This window comes from Sulfurospirillum arcachonense DSM 9755, assembly GCF_000597725.1.
Taxonomy (GTDB): domain Bacteria; phylum Campylobacterota; class Campylobacteria; order Campylobacterales; family Sulfurospirillaceae; genus Sulfurospirillum_A; species Sulfurospirillum_A arcachonense.
The window spans coordinates 1-15,031 of sequence record NZ_JFBL01000002.1; the positions used below are offsets into that span (position 1 = coordinate 1).

At 31.9% G+C, this 15,031-nt stretch carries 12 protein-coding genes and 1 tRNA gene; 11 read left to right on the forward strand and 2 right to left on the reverse strand.

The features are described 5' to 3' along the window. Positions 1 to 18: 18 nt before the first annotated feature. A tRNA-Lys gene (locus tag K354_RS0101675) sits at positions 19 to 94 on the reverse strand. A gap of 91 nt (positions 95 to 185) precedes the next feature. Next, complete coding sequence (locus K354_RS0101680; protein ID WP_024953780.1) at positions 186 to 1,283, reverse strand: CinA family protein; 1,098 nt, start codon at positions 1,281 to 1,283, stop codon at positions 186 to 188. Positions 1,284 to 1,382: 99 nt separating this feature from the next. On the opposite strand from K354_RS0101680, the gene ileS reads away from it, so the two are divergent. From ileS to K354_RS0101740, 11 genes are all read left to right on the forward strand, one after another. Next, on the forward strand, positions 1,383 to 4,142 hold the full coding sequence (gene ileS, locus K354_RS0101685; protein ID WP_024953781.1) for an isoleucine--tRNA ligase: 2,760 nt from the start codon (positions 1,383 to 1,385) through the stop codon (positions 4,140 to 4,142). A 112-nt stretch (positions 4,143 to 4,254) separates the two neighbouring features. After that, positions 4,255 to 5,613, forward strand: coding sequence for an Asp-tRNA(Asn)/Glu-tRNA(Gln) amidotransferase subunit GatA (gatA, locus tag K354_RS0101695; RefSeq protein WP_024953782.1), 1,359 nt, complete (start codon positions 4,255 to 4,257; stop codon positions 5,611 to 5,613). A 78-nt stretch (positions 5,614 to 5,691) separates the two neighbouring features. Beyond that, positions 5,692 to 7,140 carry an IMP dehydrogenase gene (guaB, locus tag K354_RS0101700; RefSeq protein WP_024953783.1) on the forward strand — a complete coding sequence of 483 codons (1,449 nt, stop codon included), beginning with the start codon at positions 5,692 to 5,694 and terminating at the stop codon, positions 7,138 to 7,140. A gap of 79 nt (positions 7,141 to 7,219) precedes the next feature. Next, positions 7,220 to 8,314, forward strand: coding sequence for a homoserine O-acetyltransferase MetX (gene metX, locus K354_RS0101705; RefSeq protein WP_024953784.1), 1,095 nt, complete (start codon positions 7,220 to 7,222; stop codon positions 8,312 to 8,314). 45 nt (positions 8,315 to 8,359) lie between these two features. Then, positions 8,360 to 8,557, forward strand: a complete 198-nt coding sequence (gene xseB, locus K354_RS0101710) for an exodeoxyribonuclease VII small subunit (RefSeq protein WP_024953785.1) — start codon at positions 8,360 to 8,362, stop codon at positions 8,555 to 8,557. After that, on the forward strand, positions 8,554 to 9,351 hold the full coding sequence (locus K354_RS0101715; RefSeq protein WP_342665252.1) for a carbon-nitrogen hydrolase family protein: 798 nt from the start codon (positions 8,554 to 8,556) through the stop codon (positions 9,349 to 9,351). Before xseB ends, K354_RS0101715 begins: the two co-directional genes overlap by 4 nt. Continuing rightward, on the forward strand, positions 9,348 to 10,016 hold the full coding sequence (locus K354_RS0101720; protein ID WP_024953787.1) for a HesA/MoeB/ThiF family protein: 669 nt from the start codon (positions 9,348 to 9,350) through the stop codon (positions 10,014 to 10,016). Before K354_RS0101715 ends, K354_RS0101720 begins: the two co-directional genes overlap by 4 nt. A 3-nt stretch (positions 10,017 to 10,019) precedes the next feature. Further along, positions 10,020 to 11,156 carry a succinyldiaminopimelate transaminase gene (locus tag K354_RS0101725; RefSeq protein ID WP_024953788.1) on the forward strand — a complete coding sequence of 379 codons (1,137 nt, stop codon included), beginning with the start codon at positions 10,020 to 10,022 and terminating at the stop codon, positions 11,154 to 11,156. Beyond that, positions 11,153 to 12,448 (forward strand): UDP-N-acetylmuramate--L-alanine ligase, encoded by a 1,296-nt coding sequence (gene murC / locus K354_RS0101730; RefSeq protein WP_024953789.1) that lies wholly within the window; start codon positions 11,153 to 11,155, stop codon positions 12,446 to 12,448. The genes K354_RS0101725 and murC overlap by 4 nt, the downstream gene beginning before the upstream one ends. Next, a complete protein-coding gene (locus K354_RS0101735) occupies positions 12,448 to 12,789 on the forward strand; it encodes a hypothetical protein (RefSeq protein ID WP_024953790.1) in 342 nt (113 codons plus the stop codon). The genes murC and K354_RS0101735 overlap by 1 nt, the downstream gene beginning before the upstream one ends. Further along, complete coding sequence (locus K354_RS0101740) at positions 12,789 to 14,996, forward strand: endonuclease MutS2 (protein WP_024953791.1); 2,208 nt, start codon at positions 12,789 to 12,791, stop codon at positions 14,994 to 14,996. The genes K354_RS0101735 and K354_RS0101740 overlap by 1 nt, the downstream gene beginning before the upstream one ends. Positions 14,997 to 15,031: the final 35 nt, after the last annotated feature.

Sequence of the window (15,031 nt, forward strand, 5' to 3'; positions counted from 1 at the left end):
AAGGGGTCGCACAATAAATGGTGTCCCGTGTTGGATTCGAACCAACGGCCACTTCCTTAAAAGGGAAATGCTCTACCGACTGAGCTAACGAGACATTAAAAGTTGTTCTACTCGTAATGAGGGTGAAATTATAGAGAAAAAAGAACTATTTGTCAAGAGATTTTTCTACTTTTTTTTAAATTCTTTTATTTTTTAAAAAAAACGTCTTTTCCCACATGTAAAAGTAATCTAAGAGCATGATAACAACTTTGTATTTGTATATACTTTCTATCACCTTTTATTAATACTCTTTCAACGAGTATTTCTCCATTTTTTGCACGTGCTCCTACAAAAACTGTACCAACTGGTTTAGATGAAGTACCACCATTTGGTCCTGCTATACCACTTGTTGCTAGAGCAAAATCAGATGAACTTGCTTTTAGGATTCCTTCCATCATTTCTCTTATACAAAGTTCACTTACTGCACCATAATTTTTAAAGGTCTCATCACTGACTCCAAGCCATGCTTTTTTAATATCATTAGAGTAGCTTACAATACTTCCATTGAAAACTTCTGAAGAACCACTTATCCCTGTTATCATTGAAGCTATTTGGCCTCCTGTGCAACTCTCTGCAACACTAAGAGTTTGGTGAGAATCTTTTAATGATTCAACAATATGGGTTAGGATATTACCATCTTGTATAAATTTATCAGGGAATAATGATTTAACTGAAAGTAAAAATTTTTCTAAATTACCATATTTATATGTAGTTGCTTCTATATAACTCCAACCTTCAATTACAGAAGTAGAAGTTAATTTTATTTCGTAGGTATCTGCTAGTGGTTCTAAAAGAATTTTAGTTGAATCTTCATCTAAACCTATAAGCGAAAACATAGTTGATTCTTCTTGGGACGTAAGAAGAATTTGCGGCAGTTTTTCGTTTTCTTTTGCTTCTATAATATTTATTTTTTTATTTTTGTACATTAATAGATAGGATTTGTTTTTTTGCTCTATGGTTTTTGAAGGAACTAACATACCTTCTTTTAACTCTAGGACATCTTCATTAAGTGTTGAAATTATTTTTCCAATAAGATTAAAACTTTCACTTGAAGTCATAAGAATTGTTTGTTCTGATTCACTAATAATTTTTTCTAAATTTTCAAATAAATTATTATCATTTTTATCCAAATATATTTTGATGTTTGGAGTCTTAACATGTAAATAAACTTGGGAGTCAATATAGTCTAAAAATGGTTTATTTATTTTTAGTGATTTGCCTACAATAACGAGCGTAGTTGCCATTATTTACCTTTTTTTTAGTAATTATAGCATATAAGATAAGTACTTCTTAAATAGATTTTAGATAAAATTGCGTAATTTTATATACAACAGGAAAAATACATGGACTACAAGGACACTCTGCTCCTCCCTAAAACTGGCTTCTCTATGAGAGGGAATTTGCCACAAAATGAACCAAAGCGTTATACTCAATGGTTTAATGAAGATAAAGCCTACGAAAAAATGAAAACGAATCGTAAAAATGCTGAAAAAAAGTTTATCTTACATGATGGACCTCCTTATGCAAATGGGCATATTCATATAGGACATGCATTAAATAAAATTTTAAAAGATATTATCGTTAAAACTCACTACTTCTTTGGTGAAGAAGTACGCTATGTTCCAGGTTGGGATTGTCATGGTTTACCAATTGAACAGCAAGTTGAAAAGAAAATTGGTAAAGAGAAAAAAGAGAGTCTTCCTAAAAGTAAGATCCGTGAACTTTGTCGTGAACATGCTCGTAAATTTATAGATATTCAAAGAGATGAATTTAAAGCTCTTGGTGTTATAGGTGATTGGAAGAATCCTTATATGACTATGAAGTTTGAATTTGAAGCAGATATTTATAGAGCTTTATGTGAAGTTGCAACAAAAGGTCTTCTAATAGAAAGAAGTAAACCTGTATATTGGTCATGGGCTGCAAGAACTGCACTAGCAGAAGCAGAAGTTGAGTATGAAGATAAAGAAGATTACTCAATCTATGTCGCATACCCTTTAAAAGATGAAGCAAAAAAAGCATTAGAGATAGAAGAAGATGCAAATGTGATTATCTGGACAACAACTCCATGGACACTTCCTGCAAACATGGCAATTAGTTTTAATCCTGAAGAAGATTATGTTTTGACAACAGATGGTTTTATAGTAGCTAAGGCACTTCATGAGAGTTTATTGGAGCAAGAAGTACTTAAAGGTGAAATCAAAAAAACATTTAAAGCTGATATTTTAGAAAATCTTTATGCAAAAAGTCCATTAAATGGTAAAGACTCAAAACTTATCTTAGGTGAGCATGTAACTATGGATGGTGGTAGTGGTTGTGTTCATACAGCTCCTGGCCATGGTGAAGAAGATTATAGAGTTGGACTTAAATATAATATAGAAGTTATGATGCCTGTTGATGAAAGAGGGTGTTATGATGAAACTGTAGTTCGTGAAGGACTTTTGCCAGATCCAGAGAGTTTTGTAAACGTTCATATTTTTAAAGCAAATGAGAGAATTTTAGAGTTGTTAGGTGATTCTTTATTGAAGTGTTCTAAGTTTACTCACTCGTATCCATTTTGCTGGAGAACTCACAAACCTGTTATTTATAGAGCAACAAAGCAGTGGTTTATAGCGATGGATGAAGAGACAAAGGGAAGAGATACTCTTCGTCAAATGGCTACCCAAAATATTTCAAAAGTGAAATTTTATCCTGAGAGTGGTATTAATAGACTAGGAAGTATGATCGAAAATAGACCTGATTGGTGTATTTCTCGTCAACGTGATTGGGGTGTACCTATCGCATTTTTTAGAGATAAAACAACGGGTGAGCCTATCTTTGATGAAAAAGTAATGAACTATACGGCTATGATTTTTGAACAACGCGGGGCAGATGCTTGGTGGGATATGGAGATAAGTGAACTACTCTATCCAGGAAGCGGATATAATCCTGAAAATCTTGAAAAAGTTATGGATATTCTTGATGTTTGGTTTGATAGTGGAAGCACATGGAAAGCTGTTCTTGAATCTCGTGTATATGATTCAGGTGCATATCCAGCTAGTATGTATCTTGAAGGAAGCGATCAACATCGTGGTTGGTTCCAAAGCTCACTTCTAGTTTCAACGGCAGCTCGTGGAATTGCTCCGTATGATAAAGTTTTAACTCATGGATTTACCGTTGATGCTAAGGGTGAAAAGATGAGTAAATCTAAAGGCAATGTTGTTGCCCCTAATGATATAGCAAAACAGTATGGTGTAGAGATACTTCGTTTATGGGTAAGTCTTAGTGAATATACAACAGATTTAAAAATCAGTAATGAAATTTTAAAACAAGTAAGTGAACAGTATAGAAAAATAAGAAATACATGTAGATTTCTTTTAGCTAACTCTGAAGGACTTAAAGAGATACTACCATATGAAAAAATGGGAGTTCTTGATAGATGGATTTTAAATCATGCTAAAAAAGTATTTGATGAAGTAGAAGCGTGTTTTAAAGAGTATGATTTCTCAAAAGGATTTTCACTTTTAAGCCATTTTATTGCAGTTGAGTTAAGTGGTATTTATCTTGATATCTCAAAAGATAGATTATATTGTAATGGTGAAAAAGAAAATATAAGATTGTCTACACAAAGTGCAACAGCACTTATAACAAGACGCCTTTTAGCTCTTATAGCACCAACACTAACATACACTGTAGATGAAATATTAGAACATGCTCCAGCAATTATCAAAGAAGATATGGATGATGTTTTTGACATGCTTTATACTCAAATGGATAATATAGAAGTAGATTTTGATGCAGAGTATATGATGGAAGCAAGAGAAAAATTCTTTGAAATTATAGATAATTTGAAAAAAGAGAAAGTTATCAAATCAACATTAGAATTAGTTTTAGTGACAACTTCTGAAAAAGTTGCAAAAATCAATAGTACTGATGCTGAAGATTGGTTTACGACAAGTGGTATTGTAAGTGAATCAACAGGTGAAGATATGGGTAGTTTTAAAGTTGGAGATGATACGTTTAAAATAGTAAAAGCAACAGAGAATAAATGTCCAAGATGTTGGAAATTTAAATCGAGTGAAGAAGAGGGCTTATGTAAAAGATGTGATGAGGTTTTAAATGCCTGATTTATCTAGTCCTGTTGAGTTTAGTTTTGTACTCGCTACTATAGGGATAATTACAGTAATTACTATAGTAGGGATAGTTTTGATAAAATTAAAAAAAGTATAAGGAGCAATATTGATAACTTTGAAAGAAGCCTTAGCACTTAACAAAGAAGAAATTGTTAAATTAAGAAGTGACTTAAAAACAAAAATAGAAGAAAAAAAAGAGATAGGTGCTTATATAGAACAATTACAAAACAAGCCTATTGCTGAATTTGGTGAAGGAATACCAATAGCTATTAAAGATAATATCCAAGTAAATGGCTGGAATGTCACAAGCGGCTCAAATATTCTTCAAGGATATGTTGCTCCATATAACGCAACTGTAATTGATAATATGCTCTCACATGGATTGGCTCCATTTGGTAGAGCAAATATGGATGAATTTGCTATGGGTAGTTCGACTGAAAGTTCATTTTATGGCAAAACATTAAATCCTCATAATACTTCTTGTGTTCCTGGTGGAAGTAGTGGTGGTAGTGCTGCTGCTGTTGCTGCTGGTATTGCAGTTGCTGCTTTAGGAAGTGATACTGGTGGTAGTATTCGCCAGCCTGCTGCATTTTGTGGTTGTGTTGGGATGAAACCAACATATGGAAAAGTAAGCCGTTATGGGCTTGCTTCTTATTCAAGTTCACTTGATCAGATAGGACCAATAACGCAAAATGTAGAGGATGCTGCAATACTTTATGATATCATAGCTGGACATGAAGTGAAAGATTCTACAAGTGCAAATATAGCACATGAAAAAGTGAGTGATAAGTTAGATAGCCAGAGAAAACTGACTATAGCGGTTATTGAAAATTATGTAGAAGAGACTGATGAAGAGATAAAAAATACAACAAAAGCAGCTATAAAAGCGCTAGAAGATGCTGGGCACAAGATAGTATATAAAAATCTTACAAATTCAAAATATGATATTGCAACATATTATGTAATTGCTGCAGCTGAAGCGAGTGCTAATTTTTCAAGATATGATGGTGTTAGATATGGAAATCGTGCAGAGTCTACTAATCTAAAAGAGATGTATAATAAAACAAGAAGTGAAGGTTTTGGAGAAGAAGTAAAAAGAAGAATTCTTTTAGGAACTTTTGTTCTTAGTAGTGGTTATTATGATGCATATTATATTAAAGCACAAAAAGCGAGACATTTTATAAAATCACAATTTGAAGAAATTTTAAATGAAGCAGATTTGATTTTTGCTCCGGTAACTCCAACTACAGCATTTGAATTTGGAAGTAAAAGTGATCCACTAGAGATGTACCTTCAAGATATTTATACTATTTCTGTAAACTTAGCTGGATTACCAGCAATTAGTTTACCTATTGGATTTGATAGTAAAAATATGCCAATTGGAGCTCAATTTATAGGGCATGCATATGGGGAACAGGCACTATTTGATGGTGCATTAAGTTTAGAAAAGATATTAAAAAAATAAGATAGTGCCTCTTACTATTGTAGCTTTAGTAAGAGGAATTTTCATCGGGCTTTGCTCGATTAAAAGGAGAAATTAAATATGAAAATTAGAAAAAAAGCATTAACATTTGAAGATATATTATTGGTACCTAAGTATTCTGAAATTTTGCCAAGAGAAGTAGATATAAAAAGTAAATTTAGTAAAAATGTACCATTAAATGCTCCTTTAGTCTCTGCAGCAATGGATACAGTAACAGAACATCGTGCAGCTATTATGATGGCTAGACTTGGTGGTATTGGAATAGTTCATAAAAATATGGATATAGAATCACAAGCAAGAGAGATTAAAAGAGTTAAAAAAAGTGAAAGTGGAATTATTATTGATCCAATTTCTGTAAAAGCGGATGCAACTATACAAGAGGCACTTAATCTTATGAAAGAGTATAGAATTTCTGGTGTGCCAGTTGTTGATGATAAGAATATTTTAATTGGTATTTTAACAAATAGAGATTTACGTTTTGAAACAGAATTTGAGAAAAAAGTAGCACAAGTTATGACAGAAATGCCTTTAATAACTGTTAAAAAAGGTACAACTTTAGATGAAGCAGAAGATATATTTAAATCTAATAAAGTAGAAAAACTTCCTGTTGTTGGAGATAATAATCAACTTGAAGGGTTGATTACCATTAAAGATTTAAAAAAACGTGTAGAGTATCCTAATGCAAATAAAGATGAATTTGGACGACTAAGAGTAGGTGCTGCTATTGGTGTTGGGCAACTTGACCGTGCTGAAGAACTTGTTAAAGCAGGTGTTGATGTACTTGTTTTAGATTCAGCTCATGGTCATTCAAAAGGTATTATGGATACTGTTAAAAAAATTAAAGAGACTTTAGATGTGGATGTAGTTGCTGGAAATATTGCAACAAAAGAAGCAGCACTTGCTTTAATAGAAGCTGGCGCTGATGGAGTTAAAGTAGGAATTGGACCAGGAAGTATTTGTACAACTCGTATAGTTGCAGGTGTAGGTGTTCCTCAAATAAGTGCAATTGAAGAATGTGCTGAAGTTGGACGTATTCATGGGGTTCCTGTTACTGCTGATGGTGGTATTAAGTATTCTGGTGATGTTGCAAAAGCACTTGCTGTAGGTGCAAGTTGTATTATGATAGGGAGCTTACTGGCTGGAACGCATGAGAGTCCAGGAGAACTTATTACTTATCAAGGACGTCAATTTAAAACTTACCGTGGTATGGGAAGTATAGGTGCTATGACTAAAGGTAGTACAGATAGATATTTTCAAGAAGGAACAGCAGCTGATAAATTAGTACCTGAAGGAATAGAAGGCCGTGTTCCTTACGTTGGTGGTGTAAAAGATGTTATACATCAGCTTCTTGGTGGGCTTCGCTCATCTATGGGTTATGTAGGTGCTAAAGATATACTTGATTATCAAGATAGAGCAGAATTTGTAGAAATAACATCAGCAGGACTTAAAGAGAGTCATGTTCATGATGTTATTATCACTCATGAAGCACCAAATTATAGAGTAAACTAATGAACTATTCTACACTAAATGTAAGCTTTAGTGATAGGAATTTTTACTGGGTTTTGCTTAGTAAAAAGGAGAAAGTTAAATGAAAATTGTCACTACAATAGAAAATTTTGATGAGCCACTTTATTTAGAGAGTGGCCGTATCTTAGAATCGTTTAAACTCGCTTATGAAACATATGGTGAATTAAATAAAGATAAGTCAAATGCTATTGTAGTTTTTCATGCTCTAACAGGAAGCCACCATGCTGCTGGTAATTATGAAGGCGATAAAAAAGCTGGTTGGTGGAATCCTCTCATTGGTGATGAAAAAACAGTAGATACTAAAAAGTATTTTGTTATTTGTGTAAATGTTTTAGGAAGTTGTTTTGGCTCAACTGGCCCTATGTCAAATGGTGATAAGGATCCTTTGAGATTAAAATTTCCTGTCATTACGATTAGTGATATGGTTAAATCTCAAATGAAACTGTTTGAGCGTTTGGGTATAAAAAAAGCACATGCTATCATAGGTGGTTCAATGGGAGGTATGCAAGCTCTTTGTTGTGCCGTTGAATATCCAGCTTTTACAGATCGTGTTATTTGTTTGGCTTCCACATATGCTACTCAAGCTTGGGCTATTGCTTTTAATCGTTTGGCGATGGAAGGTATCGTGAATGACCCTCGTTTTAAAGATGGGCATTATGGTGAAAATGATTTTAAAGAAGAAGGATTATTTGGTTTTGCTGTTGGTAGAATGGCGGGTCATATAAGTTTTCTTTCCCCACATTCAATGGATAAAAAATTTGGAAGAAACTATGTAGAAACTGATGGTTTATATGAGCTTTTTGGAAGATTTCAAGTTGAGAGATATATGGAATACAACGGGCATAGTTTTGCAAAAAGGTTTGATCCTTTGAGTTATTTGTATATTATTAAAGCAATGAATATCTTTGATGCTACTAGAAATTATGATTCTTTAGAAGACTCTTTACATCATATCAAAGCAAAGATGACTCTTATAGCTTTTAAAGAAGATAAACTGTTTCGTCCTCGAGAGATGGAAGAGATAAGAGATACTTTAGTAAATGTTGGACGTGGTGAACAAGTGGACTATGTTTGTATAGATAGTGATTACGGACATGATGCATTTTTGATTGAATATGATAAATTTGATTTTTATATAGAGAAGGCTTTAAAATGAAAATTCTATGCAAAGTATTAACTTTGAGTAATAAGGATTATTGATATGAGTGAAGAAAAAGTAAGTTTTGAAAAAAAGTTAGAAGATGCAAAACGAGTTCTAGAAGAGTTAGCCAATCCAGAAATTTCTTTAGCAGATGGTATGAAAAAATATAAAGATGGATTAAAACTTTTAAAAGAAGCAACAAAAATGATTGAAGATGCAAAACTAGAGTACATTCAACTTCAAAGTGAAGAGAAATGATGAAAATCGCTGCTTTACAACTTTCAACTTTACCTATGAGCAGTGCTAAGCTGGACTACTATTTTAGAATATGTAAAAATAAAGATGTAGAGTTGCTTTTACTGAGTGAATATGCACTTAATAGTTTTTTTAAAGAGTTAGAAGTTACACCACTTTCTATGATTAAAGAGCAATCAAATCATAAGATTAACGTTTTAAAAGAGTTATGTGTAAAGTATGATATGAGTGTTGTTGCTCCTATCGTACATGTAAAGAGTCAAGCAGTTTATAAATCAACTGTGAGATTATCTGCTAAATCAGTTCATTATTATGATCAACAATTTTTGATAAATTATAAACATTGGAATGAAGAGAAGTTTTTTGCTAATGAGTGTGGAGAGTTTAGTCTTCCTTCTTTTTCAGTGAATGGTATGAAGTTTGGAATTATCAATGGGTTTGAATTACATTTTGATATTGCTTTTAGTCAAGTAATGAAGAAAGGAATTGATGTAATATTATGTCCATCAGCGTCAACTTTTGATTCATCAAGTCGTTGGATTGAGATTTTAAAAATGAGGGCTTTTACAAATAGTGTTTATATCTTACGTTCTAATCGTGTTGGAACATTTAAAGATACTACTTTTGAGTGGAAGTTTTATGGACATAGTAATTTAGTATCTCCTTGGGGTGAAGTAGAATTAACACTAGGTAGTCATGAAGAAGTACTAATAGTAGAAATCTCAAAAGATGAGCTTGTAAATGCACGAAAGACTTGGGGCTGGAAAAAAGCATTAAGTAAAAGGGATATATTATGATGGAATATTTTCATAGACAAGTGCAACTTTGGGGTGAAGATACTCAAAAAAGTTTACAAGATAAGAGAATTGTTATTATTGGTTGTGGGGGACTTGGTAGCTCACTCGCTATTGGTCTTGGAGCAACGGGTATAGGTCATATTCATTTAGTAGATTTTGATGAAGTGAGTGTACACAATATACACCGTCAAATTGCTTTTAAAGTAGGTGATGAAGGAAAATTTAAATCTGAAATAGTTGGTGAACTTTTAGAGCAAAGGTGTCCATTTGTAAAAACCTATGTACATGTAAACAGTTTTGAAGAGTTTGCAAAAAAAGATATTGAAGTAGATTTGATTATAGATGCTACTGATAATCTTCCTGTGAGAGCCGAAATAGATAAGTATGCAAAAAAAGTGAATACTCCTTGGTTATATGGCTCAGTGGAAGCTTTTAATGGACAAGTATGCTTTTTTGAAAAAAGTGGTTTTGGCGCATTTAAAGTGAAGAAAAAACAACCTGCTGGAATAGCTGCACCAATAGTAATGCATATAGCTTCACTTCAAGCAAATCTTGCTTTGAGATATCTTGCAGGATTCTCAGTAAAAAAAGACTTTTTATACTACCTTTATATCAATGATGAAGGTGAGTTAATAACTCAAAAATTTGGAATGCCGAAGGAATAATGATTGAATTTTGAACCATACCCATTTGAAAAATTAACAAATTTATTAAAAAATGTAGAACCAACGACGAAGTATGAACCAGCTGTTTTAACTATAGGAGAACCTCAGTTCGAGACTCCTTTGTTTATCCAAGAGAGTTTAAAAGATAATGCAAGTTTATTAAACAAGTATCCAAAAACTGTAGGTGAAGAGTACTTGAAAGATGCGCAAAAGAGTTTTGTAAAAAAACGCTTTGGAGTTGCACTTAATGATACTCAAATTATTCCAACGTTTGGAACTCGTGAAGTTTTATTTAACTTTCCACAGTTTTTATTGCATGATATAAAAGAGCCAGTAATGGCTTATCCAAATCCTTTTTATCAGATTTATGAAGGTGCAGCAACGGCTTGTAAAGCTAAGGTTGTTCATCTTAATCTTATAAAAGAAAATGGATTTAAACCAGATATTAATCATGAACAATTAAAAGAGGCAAACTTAGTAATTTTAAATTTTCCCAATAATCCAACAGCGTCAACATTAAGTCTTGAAGAACTTGGTGGATGGGTAAAACTTGCTTTAAAATATGACTTTGTTTTATTGAATGATGAGTGTTATAGTGAAATTTATTGTGATGAAAAACCGATATGTTTATTAGAAGCGAGTTTACATGTAAAGAATCATGATTTTAAAAATGTATTAGTAGTAAACTCTATTTCAAAAAGAAGCAGTGCACCTGGTCTTCGTTCAGGTTTTATCGCTGGGGATGAGAGTATACTTACAGAGTATATGAAGTACCGTACATATATAGGAGCGGCTAGTCCTCTTCCTTTACAATGTGCAGCAGCTGCAGCATGGAATGATGAGTTACATGTAAGCAAAGCAAGAGAAGTTTATAAAAAGAATTTAGAATTAGCAAGTCAAATTTTACATGTAAAGAAAAGTGAAGCTACTTTTTATGTTTGGCTTGAAGTAAAAGATGAATTAGAGTTTACAAAAAAACTTTATGAAAAGAAAAATGTTAAAGTTTTACCTGGAAGCTTTTTAGGGCGTGAGGGAATAGGAAGTGCTTATGTTCGTATAGCTTTAGTTGAAAATAGTGTAAAGACAGAAAAAGTGTTAAATAGAATTAAAGACTTTATAAAAGAAGAGGAAATTATATGAAATCTATCCATTTCGTTGGAATTGGTGGAATAGGGCTTTCAGCACTTGCACGTTATTTAAAAAAAGAAAATTATATTGTTAGTGGCTCTGATATAAGAGAGACTAAAATAACAAAATGTTTGGTGAGTGAAGGTATTGATGTAAGTGTACCTCATAGTGAAAAAAATATAAAAGAACAAGATTTAATAATATATTCAGCAGCAGTAAAAGATGATAATATAGAGTTAATAGAAGCAAGAAAAAGAGGAATTATGACTCTTTCTAGAAAAGATGCTTTACCTCTTATATTAAAAGAAAAAAGAGTTTTTTCAGTGTGTGGAGCACATGGAAAAAGTACCACAAGTGCAATGCTTGCTAGTATGGTTGATGGATCTGTAATTATTGGGGCTGAAAGTAAACAGTTTGATACAAATATGTATTATAGAAATAGCAATAATATAATTTTTGAAGCAGATGAGAGTGATTCTAGTTTTTTAAATTCAAATCCATATATTGCTATTGTAACAAATGCAGAACCAGAGCATATGGAGTATTATAATTATGATTATGAAAAATTTTATGATGCGTATAAAACTTTTTTAAAAAGTGCAACCATTAGAGTGATTAATGCTGAAGATGAGTTTTTAGCAACTCTTGATGATATGGATGCAATTCGTCTTTATCCGAGTCGAGACATAACTGAATTAAAAACTATTATTAAAAATGGTGAACCATTTACCTCTTTTATTTTAAAAGATTTAGGACGTTTTGAAGTATGGGGTATTGGTTCACATATAGCAATAGATGCATCTTTAGCAATTTTAGCAAGTATTAATGAAATAGATTTAGAAACAACAAGAGAAAAAATTAAAAATTACCGTGGTATCAAAAAGAGATTTGATATTCTCTCTTCAAAAGAAGGATATGCTCTTATTGATGATTATGGACATCATCCAACAGAGATAAAAGCTACAATAGCTTCTGCTAAAATTTATGCAGATTTGTTAAATATTGATAAAATTACAGCAATTTGGCAGCCACATAAGTATTCAAGAACAGTTGATAATTTAGAAGGGTTTGTGGATTGTTTTAAGGGAATTGATAAACTTGTAATTATGCCTGTTTGGAGTGCTGGAGAAGTTAAAAGAGAGATAGATTTTGAAAAAGAGTTTCAAAAATATAGCCCACAATTTATAAATTCTCTAAAAAGAGTTGGGGACTTTATAAATTTGGATAGTGCTACAAAACTAGATTCAGGACTTGTTATTGGTTTTGGAGCTGGTGACATAACATATCAATTAAGAGGTGCTTAATGCAAATAGTTCTTTTTTTAGTCTTAGTTCTATTAGTACTTTTAATAGTAGTAAGTAAAAAAGATTCTTTGAGTAAAAATACAAAAATAACAATTATGCTAACAATAGCAATTTTTTGTACAATAATATATTTTTATGAGAGTAGTACAAGTAAAAGTGCAGAAAAAAACCGTGAAATTGTCAATACATTTAGACAAGGAAAAATTTTAACTTGCGGTGAATATAAAGTTGATAAAAATAGATTTTTATATGTGAGTGGTACTCAAACTTTTGTACCACAAAAGAGCGAAACTTCTTTAGAAGGAGTTATTGTAAAAGTCTCTACATGTAAAGATAATTAATGGAAAAAATTCTTTCCCAGCTTGATTTACAAGAGTACACATCTTCGTATGAAGCGTATTTAGCAAGGCAAAAACCTCTTTTCTTAGAGGGAGATATTCATCTTCATTTTAAACTTATTCAAGAGCTTGTTAACCAACAAAGTGTAAAACCAATTCCTTCTATGATAAATCTAGATCGTTCAATCGCAGTTTTACAAAAAAGTGGTGTTTTAAGACTTGAAGAGATATATGCCTATGTTAAGATTATAAAATACTTTTCATATTTAAAAAAGATATTTGTAAAGGATTTATTAGCATCTTGGATGGATAAAATAGTCATTCCTGAGAATCTTTTTGAAATATGTGATTTTTTTAATGAGAAGGGAGAACTAAAGAATTCAGTAGATGAAACATTTGAATCTATTAACAGAAGTTTACACCTTATCAAAGAAGATATGAGTTCTACTTTACGAAGAACTATGTCAGGACAAAAACTCAGTACTTATTTAGTTGATAGGCAAGTTCACTACATAAATGACCAAGAAGCACTTCTTTTAAGAGGTGGATTTAATCATGTTATTAAAGGTAGCGTAATAGGTCGTAGTAGTAGTGGCTTTTTTTATGTAACACCTGACTCTATCACTAAACTCAAATCAAAACAAAATGATTTAATTGCAAAAAAAGAGGAACTTACCTACCAATATTGTAAATCAATTTCATCGACTTTTAGCAAATCACTATTTTTTTTAAAATATATTAATAAAGAGTTTGATAGATATGATGCTTATCAAGCAAGAGTTAATTTTGCAAAAGATAAAGATATGGAATTTGTTCTTCCAAAAAAAAGTACACAAATAAAGTTAGATAGATTTTCTCATCCTGCACTGCACGATCCAAAACCAATTAATTTAGATTTTTCAAAACAAGTTTTGATGATAACAGGTGTTAATGCTGGTGGTAAAACGATGCTTTTAAAGTCCATATTAAGCGCAGCTTTTATGGCAAAATATCTATTACCGATGAAAATAAATCCCGATAAATCAGTCATAGGTTCTTTTAAAGAGCTTTTTGCAATTTTAGATGACCCTCAAAATGTAAAAAATGATATTTCTACATTTGCTGGTCGTATGACGCAGTTTGCAGGACTTTTTGGAAAAAAATCCACTTTAGTAGGTGTTGATGAGATTGAATTAGGAACGGATGCAGATGAAGCAGCGAGTCTATTTAAAGTTATTATAGAAAAACTTATTGATAGAAATATGAAAATAGTTATTACTACTCACCACAAAAGATTGGCTTCGCTTCTTGCTACTCATGAACAAGTAGAACTTTTAGCAGCTATTTATGATGAAAAAAATCAAAGACCAACATATGGATTTTTACAAGGAACTATTGGTAAAAGTTATGCTTTTGAGACAGCTTTAAGATATGGAGTACCAGCAACTTTAGTAAGTGAAGCTAGAGAAGTTTATGGTGATGATAAAGAGAAACTCAATGATTTAATTCAAAAAAATATTGATTTAGAATTGAAGATGAGAGAACAATCTATCAAGTTAAACAGTGAACTCGAAGAGATACAAAGATTAAAAGTAAATCTTAAAGATGAAAAAGAGAGTTATAAAGCAGAGTTTGACACTTTAAAATCAAAAATGAATTTGGATTATACAAAAGCTATAAAAGAGGCAAAAGAGGCTATAAAAACGAAAGACTCAAAAGAGGCTCATCGTCATCTAAATAAAGCACATGAGTATAAAAAGGCAACCCATAAAAAAGAGACAATTAAACAAGAACCAATTCCTTTAAAAGTGGGGGATAGAGTTAAATATGGAAGTTCACGAGGTTTGCTAAAAAGTATCAAGAAAGATATTGCTTTAATAGAGTGTGATGGAATGCAATTAAGAGTACCATTGAATACTTTAAAAAGAAGTGGTAATGTTCCTAAAAAAAGTACAATATCAAGAGTGACAGTTTCAAAGCAAAATGCAAACTCAACAGTTGTATTAGATTTACATGGACAAAGAGGTGAAGAAGCTGTTGAAAATCTTGATAAATTTATATCTGATGCATTAATACAAGGGTATGAAGAGTTAAGAGTATATCATGGCATTGGTACAGGAAAATTAGCGTACGCTGTAAGAGAATTTTTAAAAATACATCCTAGTGTAGAATCATTTTGTGATGCCCCTCCTAATCAAGGAGGCTTTGGAGCTACTATTGTAAAATTGTAATACTTATTATTTTGGAGTATAATAAGTATTATGAT